This is a genomic window from Chitinophaga sp., assembly GCF_039596155.1.
GTDB lineage: Bacteria > Bacteroidota > Bacteroidia > Chitinophagales > Chitinophagaceae > Chitinophaga.
The window spans coordinates 131,560-156,426 of record NZ_JBCNKF010000004.1 but is presented as its reverse complement, the minus strand read 5'-3'; the positions used below and the strand labels follow the sequence as shown (position 1 = coordinate 156,426).

At 45.3% G+C, this 24,867-nt stretch carries 18 protein-coding genes; 17 read left to right on the top strand and 1 reads right to left on the bottom strand.

Annotation, left to right across the window (positions count from 1 at the left end):
* Window positions 1-210 precede the first annotated feature (210 nt).
* From ABDW33_RS05530 to ABDW33_RS05490, 9 genes are all read left to right on the top strand, one after another.
* Window positions 211-753: an AraC family transcriptional regulator gene (locus ABDW33_RS05530; protein WP_343689069.1), complete on the top strand. Its 543-nt coding sequence runs from the start codon at window positions 211-213 to the stop codon at window positions 751-753.
* A gap of 66 nt (window positions 754-819) precedes the next feature.
* Window positions 820-2,982, top strand: a complete 2,163-nt coding sequence (locus ABDW33_RS05525; protein WP_343689068.1) for a heavy metal translocating P-type ATPase — start codon at window positions 820-822, stop codon at window positions 2,980-2,982.
* Between the two features lie 4 nt (window positions 2,983-2,986).
* On the top strand, window positions 2,987-3,190 hold the full coding sequence (locus ABDW33_RS05520) for a heavy metal transport/detoxification protein (RefSeq protein ID WP_343689067.1): 204 nt from the start codon (window positions 2,987-2,989) through the stop codon (window positions 3,188-3,190).
* Window positions 3,191-3,389: 199 nt separating this feature from the next.
* Window positions 3,390-3,959, top strand: a complete 570-nt coding sequence (locus ABDW33_RS05515; RefSeq protein ID WP_343689066.1) for a TlpA disulfide reductase family protein — start codon at window positions 3,390-3,392, stop codon at window positions 3,957-3,959.
* A gap of 100 nt (window positions 3,960-4,059) precedes the next feature.
* Window positions 4,060-7,218 carry a TonB-dependent receptor gene (locus ABDW33_RS05510; RefSeq protein ID WP_343689065.1) on the top strand — a complete coding sequence of 1,053 codons (3,159 nt, stop codon included), beginning with the start codon at window positions 4,060-4,062 and terminating at the stop codon, window positions 7,216-7,218.
* Window positions 7,219-7,236: 18 nt separating this feature from the next.
* The gene (locus tag ABDW33_RS05505; RefSeq protein ID WP_343689064.1) at window positions 7,237-8,673 is read left to right on the top strand and encodes a RagB/SusD family nutrient uptake outer membrane protein; all 1,437 of its coding nucleotides are present in this window, start codon (window positions 7,237-7,239) and stop codon (window positions 8,671-8,673) included.
* Between the two features lie 81 nt (window positions 8,674-8,754).
* The gene (locus tag ABDW33_RS05500; RefSeq protein ID WP_343689063.1) at window positions 8,755-9,120 is read left to right on the top strand and encodes a hypothetical protein; all 366 of its coding nucleotides are present in this window, start codon (window positions 8,755-8,757) and stop codon (window positions 9,118-9,120) included.
* A gap of 224 nt (window positions 9,121-9,344) precedes the next feature.
* Entirely contained in the window at window positions 9,345-9,845 is a 501-nt protein-coding gene (locus ABDW33_RS05495) for a hypothetical protein (protein ID WP_343689062.1), read from the top strand.
* Window positions 9,846-10,051: 206 nt separating this feature from the next.
* Window positions 10,052-10,579, top strand: coding sequence for a hypothetical protein (locus ABDW33_RS05490; protein WP_343689061.1), 528 nt, complete (start codon window positions 10,052-10,054; stop codon window positions 10,577-10,579).
* Window positions 10,580-10,805: 226 nt separating this feature from the next.
* Here ABDW33_RS05490 and ABDW33_RS05485 read toward each other — a convergent pair whose 3' ends face one another.
* Complete coding sequence (locus tag ABDW33_RS05485; protein WP_343689060.1) at window positions 10,806-11,528, bottom strand: hypothetical protein; 723 nt, start codon at window positions 11,526-11,528, stop codon at window positions 10,806-10,808.
* A 503-nt stretch (window positions 11,529-12,031) separates the two neighbouring features.
* Between ABDW33_RS05485 and ABDW33_RS05480 the strand changes: the two genes are divergently transcribed.
* From ABDW33_RS05480 to yiaK, 8 genes are all read left to right on the top strand, one after another.
* The gene (locus ABDW33_RS05480; protein WP_343689059.1) at window positions 12,032-15,097 is read left to right on the top strand and encodes a TonB-dependent receptor; all 3,066 of its coding nucleotides are present in this window, start codon (window positions 12,032-12,034) and stop codon (window positions 15,095-15,097) included.
* A gap of 21 nt (window positions 15,098-15,118) precedes the next feature.
* On the top strand, window positions 15,119-16,567 hold the full coding sequence (locus tag ABDW33_RS05475) for a RagB/SusD family nutrient uptake outer membrane protein (protein ID WP_343689058.1): 1,449 nt from the start codon (window positions 15,119-15,121) through the stop codon (window positions 16,565-16,567).
* Window positions 16,568-16,916: 349 nt separating this feature from the next.
* Window positions 16,917-18,872 (top strand): alpha-L-arabinofuranosidase C-terminal domain-containing protein, encoded by a 1,956-nt coding sequence (locus tag ABDW33_RS05470; RefSeq protein ID WP_343689057.1) that lies wholly within the window; start codon window positions 16,917-16,919, stop codon window positions 18,870-18,872.
* 146 nt (window positions 18,873-19,018) lie between these two features.
* A complete protein-coding gene (locus ABDW33_RS05465; RefSeq protein ID WP_343689056.1) occupies window positions 19,019-20,335 on the top strand; it encodes a TolC family protein in 1,317 nt (438 codons plus the stop codon).
* A gap of 22 nt (window positions 20,336-20,357) precedes the next feature.
* Window positions 20,358-21,608 (top strand): efflux RND transporter periplasmic adaptor subunit, encoded by a 1,251-nt coding sequence (locus tag ABDW33_RS05460; RefSeq protein WP_343689055.1) that lies wholly within the window; start codon window positions 20,358-20,360, stop codon window positions 21,606-21,608.
* Between the two features lie 33 nt (window positions 21,609-21,641).
* A complete protein-coding gene (locus tag ABDW33_RS05455) occupies window positions 21,642-22,391 on the top strand; it encodes an ABC transporter ATP-binding protein (protein ID WP_343689054.1) in 750 nt (249 codons plus the stop codon).
* A 166-nt stretch (window positions 22,392-22,557) separates the two neighbouring features.
* Complete coding sequence (locus ABDW33_RS05450; protein ID WP_343689053.1) at window positions 22,558-23,778, top strand: ABC transporter permease; 1,221 nt, start codon at window positions 22,558-22,560, stop codon at window positions 23,776-23,778.
* 102 nt (window positions 23,779-23,880) lie between these two features.
* Window positions 23,881-24,852: a 3-dehydro-L-gulonate 2-dehydrogenase gene (gene yiaK / locus ABDW33_RS05445; protein WP_343689052.1), complete on the top strand. Its 972-nt coding sequence runs from the start codon at window positions 23,881-23,883 to the stop codon at window positions 24,850-24,852.
* Window positions 24,853-24,867 lie beyond the last annotated feature (15 nt).

Sequence of the window (24,867 nt, the reverse complement as noted above, 5' to 3'; positions counted from 1 at the left end):
ACATTGTGTGGTCGTTGTAGAAATTGATCCGGGATCTTGTATACATATGTAAAGAGCAAACGTTGCGGGCTGGTAGACAAGCCCTTCTATGCCACGGCACGCAGGGCGCTGAGCAGTGGAATAATGATAAATGACCTGTTTCAATAGGTACAGGTTGTCCCTGTTAGTAAGATAGTATAACTTTGCTACATGCATTTGTTTATAAAAAATATGGTCTGTAACCGCTGTATTATGGTGGTTAGCCAGGAGCTTGAAAAATTACAACTTCCTTTTAGCAGCATTTCACTTGGGGAAGTGAATATGGTGGAGGCTCCTTCACCTGGTCAGCTAAAAGAACTGGGAGATAACCTGAAAAAACTGGGTTTTGAGTTGCTGGATGATAAAAAAAATGCGTTGGTAGAGAAGATTAAAACTACAATCATCCACCTTATTCACGGCAGGGACAACGATACTTTAAATACCAAACTTTCTATCTTTTTGCAGGAGAGTATCGGTGTTGATTATCATTATCTTTCTACCGTCTTCAGTGCGGCGGAAGGGTTGACGATTGAAAAGTACGTGATCCTGCAACGCATTGAAAGAGTGAAGGAACTGCTTCAATACGATGAGATGAACCTGAGCGAAATAGCCGATAATCTTGGTTACAGCAGTGTACAGCATCTTTCCCAGCAGTTTAAGAAAATCACAGGGCTCACACCCAGTGCCTATCGCCAATTGAAAGAAAATAGCCGCAAACCATTGGACCAGGTGTAATAATTATATACAATTTATACCTCGTGATATAACAATCCTTCCCCGGCTCCATGGTAGCTTTGTACCATGGGACACTTAATAAAAGAAACCTTTCCTGTGCTGGAGATGAGTTGTGCTGCCTGTGCAGTAAGCGTTTCCTCCATGCTGGACTCGGTGCCGGGTGTAAAGGAGGCTACTGTCAACTTCGCTAACCAGACAGCCCTCGTGACCTATGACGAAGATCAGGCAACGCCTGAAGTTATGCGTAATGCGCTTCGTAGCATAGGATACGACCTCGTCATTGCAACCCACAACCGGGAAGAAATACAACAGCAGGCACAGCAAAGCCACTATCAGGCTTTAAAGACCCGTACGATTATAGCGATTATCTTGTCATTACCTGTCGTGGTGATTGGGATGTTCTTTATGAATATACCCTATGCCAACTGGATCATGTGTATATTGTCTACACCAGTGGTTTTCTGGTTGGGGAAAGGCTTCTTTGTGAATGCCTGGAAACAGGCCAGACATGGGAAAGCCAATATGGATACGCTGGTAGCACTCAGTACCGGTATAGCCTGGATCTTCAGTGTTTTTAATACAATCAATCCGCATTTCTGGATGTCCAGGGGGCTGCATGCGCATGTGTATTTTGAAGCGGCAGCTGTTGTAGTGGCGTTTGTCTCATTAGGGAAATTGCTGGAAGAGAAGGCGAAATCGAATACTTCTTCTGCGCTGAAGAAATTAATGGGATTACAGCCAAAGTCGGTGATCTTATTGAAGGGTAATCAGCAAACAGAGGTACCGCTGGAAGCCGTGCAGGTAAATGATATTATATTGGTGAAGCCGGGTAATCGCATTCCGGTAGATGGTGCAGTGGTAGCAGGAAACTCTTATGTAGATGAGAGTATGATCAGCGGGGAACCGGTACCGGTATTGAAAGAAAAAGGCATATCAGTATTTGCCGGTACAATCAATCAGCAGGGCAGTTTTCAGTTCAAAGCGGAGAAAGTAGGCGCTGATACCGTACTGGCGCAGATCATTCGCATGGTGCAGGAAGCGCAGGGTAGTAAAGCACCTGTACAGCAACTGGTCGATAAAATTGCGGGGATCTTTGTACCGGTGGTGATTAGTATTGCGCTCATCACATTTGGTGTATGGATCCTGTCAGGTACAGCGAATGCATTTACACATGGTTTACTGGCAGCAGTCACCGTGTTAGTGATCGCGTGTCCCTGTGCACTGGGACTGGCTACGCCTACAGCCATCATGGTCGGTATAGGCCGCGGTGCAGAAAATAATATCCTCATCAGAGATGCGGAGAGCCTGGAGAAGGGATTTAAGACGAATGTATTGGTGTTAGATAAAACAGGAACGATCACTGAGGGGAAACCAACGGTCGAAAGTATTGAGTTAGATGCGGTGTTACAACCTGTATTGCTGGCTATGGAATTACAGTCTGAACATCCGCTTGCGTTGGCTGTAGTAGATTATTTGCAAAGTGCGAATATACAACCGGTACAATTATCAAAGTTTGAAAGCATTACCGGTAAAGGGATTGTTGCTACTTATAACGGCCATCGTTATCTGGCAGGGAATGCGGCATTATTACATGCTTACCAGATTGAAACAGATACCAGGGCTACCATTATCGTGGTGGAAGATGAAAAAATTGCAGGCTATATCAATATCACTGATAAAGTAAAACCTACTTCAGCGAGGGCGATCACCCAATTGAAACGGCAGGGTATTACCATTTACATGCTGACCGGTGATAATGAAAAGACCGCAGCGGCAGTCGCTCAATCTGTAGGTATTGAACATTACAAAGCAGGTATGCTCCCGGCTGACAAGGCGGCCTTTGTTAAATCATTACAGGATGAGGGAAAGGTAGTGGCAATGGCAGGGGATGGGATCAATGATAGCCAGGCGCTGGCGCAGGCCGATGTCAGTATCGCGATGGGCAAAGGTTCAGACATCGCCATGGATGTAGCCATGATGACGCTCATTACAGCCGATTTAAATGCGATTCCAAAGGCGCTGGCTTTATCCCGGCTCACTGTCCGCACCATCAGGCAAAACCTCTTCTGGGCTTTTATTTACAATTTAATCGGTATTCCGCTGGCTGCCGGCATTTTGTATCCGGTGAACGGATTCTTATTAGATCCCATGATCGCAGGTGCTGCCATGGCATTAAGCTCCGTATCGGTAGTCAGTAATAGTTTAAAGTTAAAATGGACTAAATTATAGTAGTATGCAATTCAAGACGAATATTAAATGTGACGCCTGTGTGGCAAAAGTAACTCCTTATATGGATGCATTACCTGCAAAAGGAGCATGGAAGGTAGACACCACTACTCCTGATAAGATACTTACAGTGAGTGATGAAAAAGGATTATCAGCAGCTGACGTAATCAGGCAGGTGGAAGCCGCTGGGTACAAGGCAAGTGAGATCTGATAAGAAATAGTTTCAATGGAAAGCCGCTTCTACGCTAAGTATGAGCGGCTTTCTTTTTATGTTGTTGAATAAAAATTAACAAATATTTTAAAACCCTACTTGTTTTGTAGGGTATTTGATTATCTTTGTCGCCGTGAAGTTGTAATATTAACCTCCTCTATACTGTAGTACTGATCGCTTAACCACTAAATAAAGTACAATGAAGAAACTGTTGTTATGCAGTGCGGTATTGGGTTTCGCTCTGGCGGGATATGCTCAGCAATCTGCACCTACACCAACCAAAGAAGTTAAATATGAAAATCCTGCTGCCGACAGCAGAGGGTATATTGTTAAGGTAGGCGATCAGGCTCCTGATGATTTTGAACTGGTATTAACTGATGGGAAAAAGACTACGCTGAAAGAACTGCGTGGTAAAGTGGTGGTATTGCAATTCACTGCCAGCTGGTGTAGTGTGTGTCGCAAAGAGATGCCTCACCTTGAATCAGAAGTATGGCAGGCCAACAAGAATAAAGACTTTGTTTTAATAGGCGTGGACAGAGATGAACCTTTGGAAAAGGTATCGAAGTTTCATGAAGACATGGGTATCTCATACCCACTGGCGCTCGATCCCGGCGCTGCTATCTTCCGCCGCTATGCCGATAAGAATGCAGGCGTGACAAGAAATATCGTAATTGATAGAACAGGAAAAATTATATACTTAACGAGATTGTATGATGAAAATGAGTTTGCAGCCATGCTGTCAGTGATTAATAAACAATTGAGCCTCTAAGCTTCTCAGTACTTTAATTTAATTATTCGACCAACAAGGCGCACAGGCAGCGAACACTGTGTGCCGGGATCTTATTGCCAACCATTAAGCAAAAGAAACAATGAAACAAATCTTAAGCGCATTACTGCTGCTCTCCCTTTCCCTTGGAGCAGCTGCACAGTCGCGCCGTATCTCCGGTAAAGTTACAGCGAAAGACAATGATAGCCCTATCCCCGGTGTATCTGTTAAGACCGCCGGCAAGGCTATCGGCGTACAAACTGATGCAGAGGGGCACTTCACCATCGAAGTTCCTGAAGGTGTTACCTCACTTGAATTTACATACATTGGATATCAGAAAATATCCGTTCCCATTAGCGGCGCTACTGTCAATGCAAAGCTGGAATCTACTACCAGTGGTTTGAACGAAGTGGTTGTGGTGGGTTATGGTACACAAACCAAAAGAGAATTTACCGGTGCTGCTGCACGCATCTCAGGCGCGCTTGTAAAAGATGCACCCGTACAGAGTTTTGACCAGGCACTTTCCGGTCGTGCTGCGGGTGTGAGTATTGCATCGCCAAACGGTGTGTTGAACAATCCGCCTGTGATCCGTATCCGTGGTGTAAATTCCATCTCTCTCAGTTCTTATCCGCTGGTGGTAATCGATGGTATTCCTGTCAATACCGGAAACATTTCCACCAGTACTTCAGTTCCTAACAACCCGTTGAGTGATATCGATCCTGCAGACATTGAATCTATAGATGTACTGAAGGATGCGGCTTCTACATCTATCTACGGTTCCCGTGCGGCTGCCGGTGTACTCCTCATCACTACCAAAAGAGGTAGGGAAGGAAAAGCAAAAGTGGTATACGATGCATGGGGGAGTTTAACAAAAGCAGCCCGACTGCCTAAATTGCTGGATGCAACCGGATATATGAAGTATAAGAATGAAGCGGTATACAATGCCAAAATATTAGGTGGTAATGAGAATAACAGCAACGTTGCTTCAGCATTGTTCTTCCCCAATTATAATGCAGATGGTTCTCTGGTGAATACCAGCTGGTACGATTATATCTATCGCACGGCTTATTCTCAGAATCACAATATCAGCGTATCTGGTGGTAATAAAACTACCAACTATTATTTATCCGCCAACTATTCTAACCAACAGGGTTTTGTAGTAGACAACGAATTTAAACGTAAATCCCTTCGTTTCAACGTTGACCACGAGGTAACCAAATGGTTCAGGATCAAAGCTGGAGGTGCTTATAACACGACATTCAACCAAAGTCAGAATACAGGTTCCCTGCCTAACAGTACCTTTCTGCTCATCGGAGCTGCCCGTCTTGCTACCGCACTCGCGCCAAATGTGTCTGTGTACAATGAAGATGGTAGCTATAACCTGAGCTCCACAGGTACGTTAGGCATGGGCAACAACCTGGTGACTAACACCCTCTGGAATGCAAAAGCGTTGTTTGATCTGAGTAGCTATACTACAGAGAACGATCGCTTTCAGGGAAATGTGGGGGGTACCATTAAACTGCCTTATCACTTCGAATTGAATACCACTTACGCCATGGACAGGCTGAGAACTGAAAACAACACATGGTTAAGTTCTCAACTGGGGTCTTCCGGTTATTCCGTAGGTGGTTCTGCCACCAATGTGAGCGCACTGCGTAACAACTGGGACTGGGCAAGTACATTATCTTTCAACAATAAATACCTTAAGCACCACGTCACTGCCTTGTTAGGTTATGATGTACAGAAATTCGAAACTAACTCATGGGGCGCCTACGCTACTGTAGCTGCGGATAATTTCTTTACTAACTACGAAGGTAGCTACACTACAGTGGCAGCTTCTGGTAACGGCAGGAGTGAAAAAGCATTTATCTCTTACTTCTCCCGTATAACCTACGATTTTAACAACAAGTACTTCCTGACGGCTAATTTCCGTCGTGATGGTAACTCTGCACTGGGTGCAAACAGCAAGTTCGGTAACTTCGGTGGTGTGAGTGTCGGCTGGCTGGTATCTGAAGAAGGTTTCTATAGGCGCCTTAATATCAGTCATGTTGTTGATAACGTGAAGCTGCGTGCCAGCTGGGGCCGTGTAGGTAATGGTAACGTGAGCAACGACTACGCGAGCCAGAGCCTGTATAGTGCTTCTCTGTACGGTAGTGCCGCTACCTGGTACCTGAGTCAGGCTGGTAACCCTGATCTGGCCTGGGAAACAAGTAAACAAACTAACCTGGGTATTGATCTGGGACTGTTGAATAACAGAATCCAGGTAGAAGGAACCTGGTTCAACAACGACGTGAATGGCCTGATCCTGAGTGCACCACAATCTGCTTCCAAAGGTATTCCTGACAATGCCATCCTCATGAACGTAGGTTCTATGTACAACCGTGGCTGGGAACTGGGTGTAACTGCGAGTGTGATTCGCAAGGAGAACTTTAGCTGGGATGCGGGTTTCAACTATACACACATCAATAATAAAGTAACTGCACTGGCGTCTGGTAATTCCGACATCATTGGGTATACCCATACTTCTTCTGAAGCAAGTAACGTAACGCGTGTAGGATATTCCGTGGGTAGTCTATATGGTGCGAAGACGGATGGCGTAAATCCTGAGAATGGTCGCCGTATCTTCATTAACAAAGCTGGTGAGAAAGTACAATACAGCGCAGCAGTGGCATCTGGTGAGAGCAACTGGACTTATCTCGATGGTACGACGGCTTCTGCTATCTCTGCGAGCGATTATTATCTGCTGGGCAATGCATTGCCAAAATGGTATGGTGGTCTGAGCAACAACTTCCGTTATAAAAACTTTGATCTGGGTGTGAACATCACTTATGCGGGTGGTAACTATGTAATGAATGGTACGAAAGCGACGCTGAGAGATCAACGCTTCTACAACAACTATACTGACATTTCCAAACGTTGGACAACGGTTGGTCAGGTGACAGACATTCCTCGTCTGGTATACAATGACCAGATCTCCAATGGTTCTTCTTATCCGATTTCAGCGAATGTAGAGAAGGGGGATTTCCTGCGTCTGCAAAGTCTGACGCTGGGCTACCGTGTACCTTCCAGGGTATTTGGTACATCTGGTATCACAAGCGCACGTGTGTATGCATCCGGCAACAACCTTTTCCTGCTCACGGGCTATACAGGTACAGATCCCGAGTCAAGCAGCAATGGTAACTCCAACACCACACCGGGTATTGAGAAGAACGCAGTGGGTCAGGGCAGGACTTTCACAGTGGGTATTAACGTAGGTTTTTAACGTAAAACAATCAGGAAAATGAAGAAGATATATCTGTATATAGGATTGGGGGTATTACTGGGTTTCTCCTCCTGCAGCGAGAAGGATCTGCTGGATACTGTGCCTTCCACCTCTATCAGTGATGCGAATGCATTTGGATCTGCCTCCCGTATTTTGGGGCTGGTGAATGGAGCGTATGATGCTGTGAAAGGCGCCTCATTATATGGCGGCAGATATCTGCTGTACTGCGATGTAAGAGGAGAGGATTTCATCAATGTAACGGCGAATTCATATACTGCTTACGAAAGCTGGAACAATAGTTACAACTCTGGTTCCAACGATATTAATAACCTTTGGTCACAGGCCTATACAGCGATCAACAATGCGAACATCCTCATCGCGGGGCTGTCTACCAGCAATGGTGTGATTTCGGATACACTGAATACCCAGTATACAGCGGAGGCGAAATACATCAGGGCACTGTGCTATTTTAGTCTGGTGACGGTGTATGCCACTCCATACAATGCAGACCAGGGAGCTTCCAAAGGTTTGCCATTGCGTCTGCATGCAGAAACTGATGGTAGCAATAATGACCTGGCGCGTAGTACCGTAGCGGAAGTATATGCACAGATCCTTTCAGATCTGGATGCAGCAGAAGCGAACCTGCCTGACAGTTATTCATCAGATCTGCTGAATACGACCCGTGCACACAAGAGTACCGCCATTGCACTGAAGACAAGAGTATACCTCACTATGAGTAACTTTGCAAAAGTTGTGGAAGAAGCTGCGAAGATTGTTCCACAAACCACAGCACCGTTTAGTACTACCAGCTATAGTGTGAAGCATGCTTTGCAGCCTGATATTACGACGTTGTTTGGTACGACCTATACAACTACTGAGTCTATCTTCTCTATGCCGATGACGTCTACGGATTCTTATTCAGGTCAGTCTGCTATCGGGTATATTTATAATGCAAACTCAGAATATTACCTGAATCCATCCGGCATCTTAGGCAATGCACAGTGGGGTAGTAGTGATAAGCGGAGAAGTTTGTTGCGTGTGGCATCTAATCTGTATTACCTGAAGAAATATGCGAAGGCATCTCCTTATGTAGATTATATTCCGGTGATCCGTTATGCTGAGGTATTGTTAAACTATGCAGAAGCTGCGGCACAGACCGGTAATCTAACCCTTGCTACGAATCTGCTGAAGGCGGTGCATGCGCGTAGTGATGCGAACTATACATTTGCGGATGCGGATATTGCGACTGCGGCAGCATTGGTGGCTACAATTGGGGTCGAGAGAAGAATTGAATTATTAGGAGAAGGTTACAGGTCCGGTGATTTGCTGAGAAATCTGCAGACCATTCCTGCGAAAGGAAGTAGCAGCTTACAGGCGAATGCCGTAGAGCCGTCTGCGTCGAATTATATTTTTCCGGCGCCGAACAACGAGCTGACAACAAATAAGCTTTATTAATAAAGTTTGGCCTTAAGTTTGCTATTCAATAATAAGAACGAACAATTTGCGTTTAATTAACGGACAGTAAACCCAGGATCAATGTTTAGAAGATCTACCTGGAAGAAATTTAAACAGCCTGCCAATATCCTAATACCATTTAGTATGTTGGCAGGTTTTGTGTTTTTAGGCACTGGTTGTGCTTCGAGTCGTAGTGGAAACTACGAGCCTCCCCGCCTGGGTGCTGAATACCGTTTTGAGGATGGTATGAGGAGAGAGAAACATCCACAGTATCTGTTCAGTAACAAAGAGCGGAAGGATATGCAAAAGATGGGGCTGCCAGCGGGTGAGCAAAATGAAGCAGTGGGCGGGGTGACATTACCTTCGGCGACTAGTCAGTTGCCAGCCGGTGTGAAAACGGATAGTATACCGGCGAAGGATTCAGTGTATAAAGTTTTGCCAAAATAGGGGAATAATCAGCCCTGGAAGCCTTTTAAGAAGAATTCTTAAAAGGCTTTTTTATTGGCTGTTGGTTGACCTCTTTCCTTATTGTGGTTTGTAGAAAAAGTTAAAGTTTTCCTAACGCAGTAACCTTTCTTTTATTTCCCCGTTACACCTGCATGCCATGGTTCTCCATTGGCGTATTTTCCGGTGTTTCATCCTTAGCCCAATCCTATACTAAACTTCGGACTATGAAGATTGTTTACTTGTTTGCTGTCCTGTTTATTACATCATTACCTGCCTGGGCGCAGCGCAACAAGCTGACTTATGGACCTTACGTAGAAACGCTTATAAACCAGGGAAAGTTGCCTGCGGCGTCGAAAGTGGGAGCGGGGGCAGGTATAGGTATGAAAGTGCAATTATTGACCGGCTGGAGCTTTACTGCTTCTGCCGGGTATGTTTGTTTTAAAGGGAGTACGACGCAGAAAAGTGTTTCAGCTGCAGACGACTATCAGGTGATTCCTGTACGTTTAGGGGTGGAGTATAAGTTGCCTGTGCCTGCATTATATGTTAAGATAGAGGGGGGAACTGCAACTATTATTGGTCATTATAGCGGGCAGGGTACAAAAGCGATAGTGACACCTGGATTAGGAGTACATTTGAAATCATTGGATCTGGAGGCAAAGTATGAGACGTGGGTAAAGGAGAATGCCAATAGTTCGATTGGGGTGAAAGCGGCGTTATCATTTTAGAGATTTAAAGAACAGTTGTCATGCTTTTGGGAATTACCAGGAAATGGGTTGTTACATTTTTTCTACAGACCGATTGAATCAAGATAGGGATTTTCTATCTAAGTGAGGGGATATCTCTCTTAAATACTTCAGAATGATACCATTTACAATCAACAGGGCCATTTAATATGAATTACTTACATTTGTGAGAATTTTAAAATATCCGTATGAATAAAACCATTCAAATTTCATTATTACTTGCTTTCTTCTGTGTTATCGGCACTCAGTCTCAGGCACAGTTAAAGAGATTCAGTATCGGTCCTTACGTAGAAACAGGCGTTCCTACCGGTGACTTCAAGGACACCCACAACGCAGGCTGGGGTGGTGGTCTGAATGCAGACATTAAGCTGATTGCCGGTTTGGGTGTGACTGGTTCTGCCGGTTATATGCGTTTCTCCGGAAAATCTTTTAACTACGATGCAGGTGGTGCTATGGCATCAGGTAAGTATTCTGCCCTGCAGGCATTTCCTGTGAGAGTGGGGGTGAAGTATAAATTCCCTTTCCCATTATTGTATGTAAAGGCAGAAGGCGGTACCGCAACTTATGTAGGCGATTACAAGGGAACGGCTACGCTGTTTGCTCCTGGTATTGGCATTCGTTTCCTGGGATTGGATGTGGAAGCAAAGTATGAAGCCTGGTTTAAGGACGGTGATCATCTAGGTTTCTTCGGTCTGAAAGCGGGATATAATTTTTAGTCATTTGTTAATTATTTATAGTGGGCCTCCGGAAGCATCCGGGGGCTTTTTTATTGCCAGCACTATGTGGTGTCGTGCTTTATAGATTGAAATATAGAACCTAAGAAGGGATCGTTTATTCCAAATAAAGAAGCCCCCTGATTATCTCAGGAGGCTCCACAGGTTTCCGTTTGAATAAGAAGATCTTTCCGGTATTCATCATGTTACCGGCATGTTCACTGTACTGCTACTTTTTAGGTTGTTTCTTGTGTTTTTTGGCAGTAGTATCAGCAACTTGTTTGCCTGTTGTATCGGCCTTGGCAGCGGTAGTATCACCTGCATTTTTAAACGCAGCTGTATCTTTTACAGCCATCGCTGTATCCAGTCTGTGAGCGAAAGCGGCTGTGTCAGACGTGGTGCTGGAAGTATCACCCTTCATAGTAAAACTAGCGGTGTCCTTCATCATAGCAGCAGCCAGGGTGTCTTTGCTGAAAGCTGTGTCTGCTTTAGCAAAAACCGCTGTGTCACGGAAATTGGAAGTGTCAGCTTTAAAATTGGCAGTATCTGCCTTGAAGCTGAATGCAGTGTCTTTCATCAGCGCAGTGTCAGCTTTGAAGAACGAAGCGGTGTCACGGAAATTCGCAGCAGTATCTACTTTGAACAAACTAGCTGTATCACTCATCATAGCGGTATCCGCTTTGAAAAAGCTCGCAGTGTCTGCTTTAAACAAATTTGCTGTGTCATAAGCCATCGCTGTGTCTCTTACAAAACTGGCTGTGTCGGTGCTGAAGTTAGCAGTGTCTCTCGCGAAGCTGGCAGTATCTGCTTTGAAAAAGCTCGCAGTGTCTGCTGACATAATTGTGTCGGCTGCGTTACCGCTGTTAGACATAACATTCTTTGCATTCACATTGGCCAGAACAAAAGCGCCAAAACCTGCCATAAGGCCGAAACGGATTAATTGCTTCTTCATGGTTTTTCAATTTAATTGGTTAAAAAAATCAATAAAAGATGGTTGCTTAGGATATAGCCAAAACGGTGCAAGAATCCTCTAAGAAAATGTTAAAGACAATAATCAATTATGTAACTAATTGAAAAACAGGTGCTTGATTTGATTTCTTTTTTGAGTATTTTTTCAAGTCTGATTAAACTTTACTGACTTTAGTAAGTCGCGAATGCCGGAAAACTGTAGATATGTAGTAACACGACCGGGTACACGTTTTCATACTGAGAATAGTAAGCTTAAAAAAGAAGCATGTCTGTTAGCTAAATATTTTAAAACTCGTTAAATTAATATCATAATTTCTTGTTAAGAAAGTATACATTTACGCCCATATCTGTGAATGTGACATCGTAATAAAAGTGTTCCTATTAATAATTGTACACCACTTGAATGTAATGCCAGCGAACAGTGTGTAAGCTTCCTTGAGATAATAATATAAACACGTTTTTCCAAATCCAACTACTTACTTTGCTATGAGGTACAAACCATCGGGCAAGCTATGCTTCCTATTATTCGTGTCATGTCTGCTTACCACGGCAGCCCTCGCACAGCGCACCATCTCAGGTATGGTCAAAGACGCCGGCGATAGTAGCAGTCTCCCGGGCGTAAACATCACCGTGCCTGGTACCACAACCGGCACCATTACTGACGCTAAAGGGCACTTTTCCCTGCTGATCCCGGAATCGGCAAAGAGCCTGATCTTTTCTTTTATGGGGTATACCCAGCAAACGATCGCTATCGGTAACCAATCTACCTTTTCTGTATCACTGCAATCTGCTTCGAAAGGATTGGGAGAAGTCGTTGTAGTTGGTTATGGTACCCAGAACCGTCGCGACGTAACAGGTACCATATCATCCATCAAAGGATCTGATATCAAAAACCTGCCTGTCAGCGATGCTTCCCAGGCTATACAGGGTAAAGTGCCCGGTGTAGACATCGTGCGTTCTGATGGTTCTCCCGGTACTGAGCCTAATATCCGCATTCGCGGTACGGGTACTATTAACAATGCCGAACCTCTTATTATTATAGATGGAGTACCTGCAACCGGCCTGAGCGATGTAAACCCTAATGACATCGCCTCTATGGAAATACTTAAAGACGCTTCCAGCTCCGCGATCTACGGTACCCGTGCGGCAAACGGTGTTGTGATCATCACTACCAAAAAAGGTGGTTATGGGGAGAAAACTCATGCAACTGTCAATGTTTATAAAGGTACATCCAATGCACGTCGCTACTTACCCCTGCTGACTGCTCCGGAACTCGTGCAGCTAAAACAGGAACGTTATACTAATGATGGTGTAGCTATCAACCCGCTGTGGCAGGATCCTTACTATGCGGTTCAACGTACGGACTGGCAAAGAGCGCTGATCGGTACCGGCTCTACTACCAATGCAGATGTAAACCTGCGCGGAGGTAGTGCTGCATCCAACTACCTGTTCAGTGCCGGCTATTATGATGAAAAGGGTATGATCGAAAATACTTTCTTCAAGCGTTATAGCTTCCGCATCAACTCCGAACATAAACTTGGTAGCCGGGTGAAAGTAGGAGAGAACCTCCAGCTCACTTACCGCAATGCAAAAGGTTTCGATACCTATTCTTCCCAGACAGGTCTGATCTTTAGTGCGCTTCGGTTTAACCCGGCAATACCTGTGAGAAATGAAGATGGCAGTTGGGGAACAGCGAAAGCCAGCAATGAACTGGGAGATATCAACAACCCTGTATTCACTGTCAATAATATTGATGCGTATAGCAAAACTTACCGCGTACTTGCCAGTGTGTATGCTGAAGTGCAGATTCTCGATGGCCTCTCTCTGCGTGTAAACGGTGGTTACGACGGCCAGATCTATCAGCAATACAGTTTCACACCGGCCATCCTGGATCAGACCCGCGTAAGTGCAAATGCTGATCTCTGGCAACGTTCCGAATCCAACGGGACCGCACTAGGTGAAGCCTTCCTGACGTACAATAAAACATTCAACAAAGTACACCAGGTTACACTGACCGGTGGTTACTCTGCGCAAACTTCTCATGGGGACTGGTTCCGTGCTGAACGCTGGGGGTATACCGATGAAGCAACTGATCAGCGTGTGCTGGATAATGGGACTACCGTATACAACGCGTCTGGTAATTACAATGCAGAAACTGCGATTGTTTCTGGATTCCTTCGTGCTTTTTATGGTTATAAAGGCAAGTACCTCTTTACCGGAACGTTCCGGGCAGATGGTTCCAGCAAGTTTCCCGTTGGCAACCGTTGGGGGTATTTCCCTGCCTTCTCAATGGGCTGGCGTGTAAGCGATGAGAACTTCTTTAAAGATAATGTTGGTTTTATGAGCAATCTGAAATTAACCGGCGGCTGGGGACAGCTGGGGAACCAGAATGTGAACGATTACCAGTACCTCGCCATCGTTACCAAGGACCGTAAATATTCGTTTGGCGGAAACCCTTATACTGGTGTGTGGAACAGTTCTCTTGCGAATCCTAACATTACCTGGGAAAAGGCAGAGATGACGAACATCAGTGCAGAAATGGGCTTCTTTAAAAATGCACTGAATGCAACTGTGACCTGGTTCAATAAAAATACCCGTGATATGTTGGTCCCTTATCCTGAGCTGGATGTGCATGGTACAAGTACGATCCCTGATCAGAACATCGGTCAGATGAACAACAAAGGTTGGGAAATAGAAGTAGGCTACCAGGGTGGCAAACAGGCGGTACATTATCACGTAGGGGTGAATGCTTCCTTTATTAAAAACCGTGTTACCAAACTGTATTCCGGCACCTATATCAGTTCAACACCATATGGCCGGCAGGCACAGGAGATTTCCCGTACTTACGAGGGACAGCCAATCGCATCTTTCTATGGCTGGAAAACAGACGGGATTTACCAGAACCAGGCAGCAATCGACAATGATCCGAACGTAGCAAAGGACAATAACCGTGCTGATATCAAACCAGGTGATGTTCGCTTTGTTGATATTAATGGTGACGGTAAGATAGATGAAAACGATCGGACGAACCTTGGTAATCCCAATCCCCGCATGACGTATGGCATTCAGGCCGGTGTTGAATATAAAGGATTTGACCTGAGCGCGACCTTTGCAGGTGTAGCAGGCGTAAAACTCTATAATGCAGACAGAATGCAAGGTCTGGATCCGACCTATTCTTACAATATGTATGCAGAAGCGATGAATCGCTGGCATGGGGAAGGTACCAGCAATAGCATGCCACGCATGTCTCTCAAGGATGCCAATCAGAATGCACGTACTTCTGACCGTTTTGTAGAAAGTGGTAATTATTTCTCTCTGAGAAATGTAACCCTCGGTTATACCATTCCTGCTCATGTATGGGGTAAATCCGGTATTTCTGATATCAGGGTATATGCCACCGGTCAGAATGTATTCATGACCACCAAATACAAAGGACTAAATCCTGAACTGGGTTATGCATCATCTACTGATGGTAACCTTATGCGCGGTGTAGACGTGGCCACATACCCTCAGGCACGCGTATTTACTTTTGGTGCAACCATGAATTTCTAAACAAGCAAAACGAATTAAGCAATGAAACGAATGAAATATCTGCTGCTGTGCGTACCTGCGTTCTTTGCCTGTAACAAGGAATTGGATGTAGATAAAAAAGGTAGCTATACTACAGCCAATTACTGGCGCAATGAATCTGATGCAGTGGACGGCATCACCGGGATCTATAATATCTTGTTGGAAGAAGACTTTACCGGCTTTGGTGAATTTGTATATGACAACTGTTCTGATGACCAGTACCGTGCCGGTGACCACCCTGAGCTGGCGGACATCGAAAACTTCACATACGACGCGTCCAACGCCGCCGTGAAAGCTCCATGGAAGTGGAAGTATGAAATGCTGAACAGATCCAATAGCGCGTTGCTGTACATTCCGAATATCACCAACATCAGTGATGATGTGAAGCGTCGTTGCCTGGGTGAAGCACACTTCTTTCGTGCCTATGCTTACTGGCGCCTGGCGCTGATCTATGGCGACGTACCTATGATTATGGAAGAAGATATTAAAAACGGTAGCTACAATAAACCCAAGTCTACGATTGACGTCGTTCATGCGCAGATAGAGGCAGATCTGAAGGCCGCAGCCATCCTGTTGCCAGAAAGTTACGATGCATCACAGGCTGGTCGCGTGAGCAAAGGTACTGCATGGGGGTTACTGGCAAAGCTTTATCTCTATGAAAATGATTTTGCAAATACCATTTTATATGGTGACAGCGTGATCACTAATGCAAGTTATGCTTTACAAACTACCTATAAGGCCAACTTCACACCTGCTACCAGCAATAACAGTGAAATGCTGTTCAATGTGCAGACATTGGATGGATGGGGTTATTCTGACTTCATCACTTACCACGCACCACGTGCATGGGGTGGATGGGATTTCTTCGAACCTGTGCAGGGGTTACTGGATGAATTTGAAGATGGCGACCCGCGCAAAGATGTATGTATCATGAAACCCGGAGATGTGATCAATATTGGAACGGGTACGGCTACTTATACCGCGTCATTATCTTCTACAGGTTATCACTACAACAAGTTCTGTGCATGGATCAGTACAGGTGGTTTGAATTATTCCTTTAAGTATCCGCTGATGCGTACATCAGATATATATTTATGTGTGGCAGAAGCGAAGATTCGTCAGACAGGTGCAGGTGCCGGAGATGCGGAAATCAATGCAATTCGTTCAAGAGTTGGCCTGACAAAAGTATCCAATGCAGGAATGCCTGCATTAATGCATGAGAGAAGAGTCGAGCTTTGTGGAGAGAATGAACGTCATCAGGATCTGATGCGGTGGGACAAGGCAGGGATTATTGACATCACCACTATTTACAACAAACCCAAGCTGACATCTTCAGGAGCAGTGATACAGGTGGCGAGAACCTTTACAAGGCCAAAGAATTACTACTTCCCATTACCACAATCTGAGATTGATAAGAGTAATGGTGTGCTGGTGCAGAATTCAAATTATTAGTAGTTAAAGGAGGTTGTCTCAGCAGTCATCAGCAAATTCGGCAATCGGTGATACGACATTTTGTTCTGTCAGGTAGCCGAATAAAAATTGCTGTTGAGACAATCTCTTTTTCTTTTAAACGTGTGAAGTTATTTTCATATGCAGCGGCCCGATGGCTGGAGTGATATGTTGCTTCTCATGATCCGGCAAAAGGATGTAGAATTACAGGATCGAGGTGATAGAAGGGTTAATTGATTATTATCTGGCTAATACAATCCATTTTTTCAGGCAGTATATAAATAATTGTCAATTTTACACACAAAGTTTCCTTTTTTAAGCCTATATTGGGACTTCTGAATAATTCCTGGTTATGCGATACAAAATTCATCACTGTCTTACAGCGTTATTATTGTCCGGATCAATGTCCGTGGCCCAGACACTTACCGTCAAAGTAAATACACCACAACACAATGTTCAACCCACAATGTGGGGGATTTTTTTCGAAGATATTAACTTCTCGGCTGATGGTGGTATTTATGCAGAACTGGTCAAAAACCGTTCATTTGAATTTGCCCAGCCATTACAGGGATGGAAAGTGATCAAAGAAGCCAATGCCGGCAAGGTCCTGATCGTAAACCGTGCGCCTGAAAATGCGGCGAATCCGCGCTACGCGCACATTACCACTTCGGGTAATTTCGGCCTTTTCAACGAAGGTTTCCGTGGCATGGGTTTTAAGAAAGGGGAAACGTATAATTTCTCTGTTCTCGCCGGCAATACGACTGGCAATGTAACTATCAAGGTAGTACTTCTTAATGATAAAGGCGCTGCCATCGGTGCGGCTACTGTGGGGACTCCCGGCAAGGAATGGAAGAGCTACAGGGCAAGCATCACTGCTGGAGAAACGGTCGCCAAAGGTGGTCTGCAGGTCTTCTTCGAAGGCAATGGCACCGTAGATGCGGATATGCTCTCTCTGTTTCCGGCAAATACCTGGAAACAGCGTCCGGGTGGGCTCCGTTCCGACCTTGTACAGCTCCTTGCTGATCTCCATCCAGGTTTTGTCCGTTTCCCGGGTGGTTGTATCGTAGAAGGGAAGGACCTGGTGAACCGCTATCAATGGAAAAAGACTGTAGGCCCGGTGGAAGATCGTACGCTGATTGTGAACCGCTGGAATACAGAATTCCCGAACCGTGCTCCGGGTGACTATTACCAGAGTTATGGCCTTGGTTTCTACGAGTATTTCCAGCTCTCCGAGGACATCGGCGCAGAGCCGCTGCCTATCCTGAACTGTGGTATGGCCTGCCAGTTCAATACCGGCGAGGTAGCAGCTGAGGATGATGTCAATAATTATATCCAGGACGCTCTTGACCTGATCGAGTTTGCCAATGCCGGCACTGATACAAAGTGGGGAAAATTGAGGGCCGATATGGGGCATCCTAAGCCTTTCAACCTGAAAATGATCGGGGTGGGTAATGAACAATGGGATAGTCAGTATTTCGAGCGCTATAAAATGTGGGAAACGGTCCTGAAAGCCAAACATCCTGAGATCAAGCTGGTTTCAAGTGTAGGCCCTTTTCCGGATGATGAGCGTTTCCATTATGGCTGGTCCCAGCTGAAAGATTCCAAAGCAGACCTGGTAGATGAACATTATTATATGGCACCGGAATGGTTCCTTCAGAATGCCTCCAGATACGATAATTACGACCGTAAAGCACCTCATATCTTCGCTGGCGAGTATGCAGCTCATACCCGGGATAAGGAGAAGGATCAGCCAGAAAGCCGCAATACATGGGGCAGCGCCCTTGCCGAAGCCGCATTTATGACTGGATTGGAAAGGAATGCGGATGTCGTGAATATGGCATCCTACGCACCATTGCTCGCCCACGTAGATGCATGGCAATGGCGCCCTGACCTGATCTGGTTCGACAACCTGCGTTCAGTAGGTACGCCTAATTATTATGTACAGAAACTGTTTGCCAACTATAAAGGGACTAATACTGTACCTGTACTGGAAAACGGGAAGGTAGTCACAGGACAGGACAGCATTTATGCCAGTGCGACCATCGATGCGGTAAAGAAACAGTTGTTGCTGAAAGTGGTGAATGCCTCCTCCACCTCCCGTCCATATAAGATCCAACTGGAAGGTGCTGCCACCACAAAAGAGGCAGCGGTTCAACAGGTGCTGACTGCAGATAAACTGGCTATCAATACATTGGATGAACCATCAATGGTAGCTCCCCTGCAGCAAAAACTGACTATTATCAGAAACAGTGCAAGTGTGACGCTGCAGCCAGCTTCTATGAATGTTTTCGTTATCCCATACAAGTAGGGATTTAATAAAATACTGTTCCCATTTAGCCCATTTTTCTGCCGGTGGTAGAAAAATGGGCTTTTTGTTTTTACCAGGTGAACCGCGTGGCACGTTTTTTAGTTTAAATAGAGTAGCAATGAGTATATGCCTTGAAATGTTCCAATATGTTCAACAAACTCATAATCTTTTGGTTTCTTGTTTGTAAGTGTGTTCCTGCACAGTCCCAGGACTCCCTGCCGAGATGGAGTCTCCAAAATTGCCTGGATTATGCCAAAACGCATAATATCACGCTGAATAGTTTACGCCTGAATCGCAGTATATCTGAGCAGGATCTTTTATTATCCAGATCAGCCGTATTGCCAGGCGTTTCCGCCTCTCTTTCTCCTTCAGTGACCCATTCTAAGGTATTAGACACAAATGGTGATCTCAGATCACGGGTCACTACTTCGGCTAGCACGTCGGCCAGTGCTTCGGTTACATTATATAATGGTGGTTATCTCAGAAATGATATCAGGCAGAAAGAGTTGCTGGTACAGGTAGCAGGTTTGGATCTTGCTGCTTCGGAGAATGATATTACCCTGAGTATTACACAGGCATACCTGAACATTTTGCTGGCCAGGGAAAACATTGTCTATGTTGCGGATGTTGTAGCAACTTCGGAAGCACAGGTAAAGCAGGAGCAGCAGTTTTATGATGCCGGTGCAGTGGCACTGAAGGACCTGATCCAGTTACAGGCGCAATTGGCCAATGACAAATATACATTAGTAGCAGCACAGAACACGCATCGGCAAAACCTGCTGACCCTGAAACAGATCTTACAGTTACCTCCGGATACAGGTTTTGCTGTGCTGGAGCCGGATACGCTGATGTCGAATCCAGTATTGACTGCATTGTCTGAGGCGAGGCAGGCGGCATTGAATAATCGTCCTGAGGTAAAGAGCAGTGAGCTGAGTGTGGAGTCAGCGAAACTGGGCGTGTTAAAAGCAAGGGCGGGGTATTTGCCTGCCTTGAGCGCGGGTGCCGGCATAGGGACGAATTATACGGATAACAGTGCTTATTCTTTTATGAAACAGATGGATAACAATTTCTATCAGCAAATAGGCGTGACCTTGTCTGTACCTATTTTCAGTAAGCGTGCGAATAAAGTAAATGAGGCAGTAGCAAAACTGGGAGTTGGGCAGGCGGAACTCACATTACAGAATACGCGTACTACGTTGTCTTATCAGGTGGAACAGGCGTATATCAATGTATTAAATGCACAGTCGCAATATGATGCAGCGGTGGAACAGTTGCGGTATACACAGGAGAGTTACCGGATTGCCAACGAGCAGTTGAAAATAGGAGCGACAAATACGACAGAGGTATTGGTGCAGAAAAATCTCTACATACAGGCACTGCAGAGTTATATACAGGCGAAGTATAGTTCCGCGCTGTACATCAGAATCTATGATTTTTACAGGGGTGTACCTGTTACATTATAAAATTTGTATAAACTTATATAGGATGAATAAGAAGGTCCTCATAATTTTAGTGATAGTGGTGGCCGTATTAGCCGTATGGTTTTTCTTTTTTAGAAAAAAGGAGAAACCGGTAGTTGTAGAGACAGAAAAACCAAAGTATGGTCATATTTATACCAGTATTACTGCCACAGGATACGTGCAGCCAGTAGATACGGTGGCGGTAGGTACACAGGTATCCGGTACACTTAAATACATTTATGCAGACTTTAACTCACAGGTGAAAAAAGGCCAGCTAATAGCCGAACTGGATAAAGTACTACTGCAGGCAGAAGTGGATCGTAATAAGGGAACGCTTGCCAGTGCTCAGAGTCAGCTGGTGTATGAGGATGCGCAGTTTAAAAGAGAAGAGCAATTATATAATGTGGGTGCCGTAAGTAAAGCAGATTATGACAATGCAAAATACCTGTACCAGGCAGCAAAAGCAAGTGTGGAGAGTGCCCGTGCATCATTGGCCACTGCACAGCGTAATTTGTTCTTTACGGAAATTTATTCGCCGATAGATGGTGTAGTATTGAGCCGGTCTGTAAGTGTAGGGCAAACAGTGGCAGCGAGTTTTAGTACACCCACATTGTTCATTCTTGCAAAGGACATTACAAAAATGCAGGTGCAGGCAAATGTAGATGAAGCAGATATTGGGAATGTAAAGGATAGCCAGCGGGTATCATTTACCGTGGATGCCTACCTGGATGACGAGTTTTCCGGAAGAGTGGAGGAGATCCGTTTGAAACCAACGGTTTCTTCCAATGTAGTAACTTATACAACCATTATCAGTGCGCCGAACGAGAACATGAAACTGAAGCCGGGTATGACGGCGACGGTGACTATTTATACCGCAGAAAAATACCATGCATTGTTAATTCCGGCAAAGGCGTTGATGTTTAAACCTGACTCCGCGATGGCAAAGAAATTTACTGTGATAGGTATAGCGCCTCCGGCAGCAGAGAAACATAAATCTTCTAAGCCGGTAACGGGAGGGGAGCAGGATACGGTGAGAAGGCAGCATGCAGATACTTCGAAGGTAACGGCGAGTTATGTATGGGTAAAGCAGGGTGATACATTGCTACAAAAGAAGGTAGTGATTGGATTGAATGATAATACGCGGGCGGAGGTAGTCTCCGGGTTGACGGAAGAAGACGATGTAGTGACAGCAATGACGCAGGAAACGGACAACAAAGCTACCGGGAAGGGCGGATCTGGTGGCAGTCCTTTTATGCCACAAAGAAGAAGGCGATAAAAGTGATTTTTCATTGATATCACAAACGAAAAGATGGACAAGAAGATACTGGAAATACAACAGATAAAAAGGGAGTTCCGAATGGGTACGGAGGTTGTCCGTGCATTGAAAGGAGTGTCCTTTGATGTATTCGCGGGTGAGTTTGTAACGATTATGGGCAGTAGTGGTTCAGGTAAAACGACGCTTCTTAATATTTTAGGTTGCCTTGATAAGCCTACAGAGGGGAACTACCTTCTGGATGGTGTAGACATAGGCAAGCTTTCCCGTAACGACCTTGCACGTTTGCGGAATCGTAAAATAGGATTTGTGTTTCAGGCATATAACCTGTTACCAAGGACTTCGGCGCTGGAGAATGTAGAACTGCCGTTGTTTTATAACATGGAGATCAGCCATGAAGAGCGGAGGAAGAAAGCGGTACATGCATTGGAAGCAGTGAAACTGGCAGAGCGTATGGATCATACGCCGAGTCAGTTATCAGGCGGACAGCAACAGCGTGTTGCCATTGCGCGTGCGTTGGTGAATGAGCCGGTGATGATCCTCGCGGATGAAGCAACCGGAAATCTCGATACGCGTACTTCTTATGAGATCATGGCGCTTATGCAGGAATTGAATCAGGAACAGGGAAAGACGATTGTATTTGTAACGCATGAACCGGATATAGCAGCGTTTAGCAGCCGTACCGTGATGTTGCGGGACGGGAAGGTAGTGAAAGATACGAAGAATGAGCAGGTGCGGTCCGCAAAGGAGGCGCTGGCATCGTTACCGGTGACAGATGATTACTAATGAGCGGGTTTCGAAAAATTGAATCCCGGATGCTATACTATCGGCCGGATAAGTGAAGATAAATAGTCCAAAGCTGCTGATAACCCTTCGCATCCGATAGATAAAAATATAAGATCTTTCAAGCGGCTATTACTTATCTGGCCGGTCTAAGATGATCATTACTTATATGAATGTAATAAACCTCATAAGAATTGCTTTTAAGGCCCTGCTTCGTAATAAACTGCGGGCCTTCCTGACCATGCTCGGCATTATCATTGGCGTGGCCGCAGTAATTGCAATGGTTGCCATCGGGCAGGGGAGTAAGGAAAGCATTCAGTCACAATTATCCAGTATGGGATCGAATATGATCACCATCCTGCCCAGCAGCAATGTGGCTGGTGGCGCCCGATTGGGAGGAAGCACCGTCAATACACTCACTATCGACGATGTAAAGGCCATCCGCAAGCAAGCTGAGAATGTAAGTGCAGTTTCACCTGCTGCCAACAGCAGCGGCCAGGCTATCAACGGGGCGCTCAACTGGCCGACTACTATTTATGGTGTAAGCCCCGCATACCTGGATATTCGTCAATGGGCATTAAAGGATGGTATCCCTTTCAGTGAGGAGGACGTACGCGCCTCCGCTAAGGTGTGCCTGCTGGGCCAGACAGTTGTATCTAACCTGTTTCCCAATGGAGATAACCCTATTGGTAAAATTATCCGCTTTAATAATATTCCCTTTCAGGTAATCGGGGTACTCGAAGCTAAAGGGCAGAGCTCCTTTGGTCAGGACCAGGATGATGCAATTATAGCACCGTATACAACTGTGCAGAAGAGAATTCTGGCTTCTATATATTTTCGTACCATTTACGCCTCGGCTGTAAGTGAAAGTGCTTCTGATGCCGCTACCGACGAGATTACGGCCATCATTCGCAAACAACACAGACTGCGTGCCTCTGACGAGGATGATTTCCAGGTACGTACCATGGCAGAACTGATCAGTGCATTGAGCTCTACGAGCAACCTGCTAACCATACTACTGACTGCTATCGCCGGGATCTCGCTGGTGATAGGTGGAATTGGGATCATGAATATCATGTATGTATCAGTTACAGAGCGTACCCGGGAAATTGGGTTGCGCATGTCGATAGGCGCAAGGGGAATCGATATCCTGATGCAGTTTCTGATCGAGGCGATCATGATCAGTATCACAGGGGGCATCATTGGCGTGATCTTAGGGATCACTTCTGCCAGGTTGATCACTATCTTTCTGTCGTGGCCAACACTCGTTTCGGAATCCTCAATTATATTGTCATTCCTGGTGTGTGCTGCTACGGGCGTATTCTTTGGATATTATCCGGCGCAAAAAGCATCCAGATTGGATCCGATAGAGGCGTTAAGATATGAGTAAGCATTACTACTTATAAGCGTCCATGAAGTATTGGACTTTTGGAACTTTTTTCGTTCTTTACTGGCGTGTTTTTTGAGCAAACCAGCAATAAAGCGATACATCATGAGAGTTAAATACGAAGAATTAAAGGACGTATTCAAAGAGAAATTAATAGACCTTGGCTTTGATTCTGCAAAAGCAGGGATCGTTGCCGGGATCTTCGCTGATAATAGCCGTGATGGCGTCTACTCCCATGGCCTGAACCGTTTTCCGGTATTTGCACAATTAATCAAAGATGGTTTGGTAGATCCTGATGCCACCCCCGAAATGGTAGAAAAACATGGCCTGGTGGAGACCTGGGAGGGTTACAATGGAGCTGGCATGTTCAATGCCACAGTATGTATGGATCGTGCTATTGAACTGGCTAAACAATACGGCGTGGGCATAGTAGGCATCCGCAATACGAACCACTGGATGCGTGGCGGGACTTATGGCTGGCAGGCAGCTCAGGCAGATTGTATCGGCATTTGTTTTACGAACGCAATAGGTAGCATGCCGCCATGGGGTGGCACCTTTCCCCGGCTGGGTAATAATCCATTAGTGATAGCGGTACCCCGTCCGGAACATCCCATTGTACTTGATATGGCTATGTCTCAATATTCTTATGGCAAGATGCAGGAGTATGAATTGAAGCAGAAGCAATTGCCATTTGACGGTGGATATGATAGCAACGGAGAGTTGACTCGTGATCCTGCTGAAATAAGGAAGACAAAGCGGGCTTTGCCTATTGGATTATGGAAGGGATCTGGTTTGGCACTCATGCTGGATGTGTTATTAGCTGCATTGACCGGTGGCCGGTCAGTAGAACAAATTACAGCCAGTGGAAAGGAATTTGGCGTGTCACAGTGTTTTATTGCGATTCATAAACCTGATCTGCATGAAAGTCTGATTGAAGAGATCTTAGCATATACAAAATCTGAAAGTCCGCAGGAGATTAGTTTTCCCGGCGAGAATACTTTCAGGACAAGATTGGAGAATTTAAGAGAGGGGGTGCCGGTAAATGAGGAGATGTGGAAGAAGGTAAAAGCAATTTAGTCACCTATTATTGAA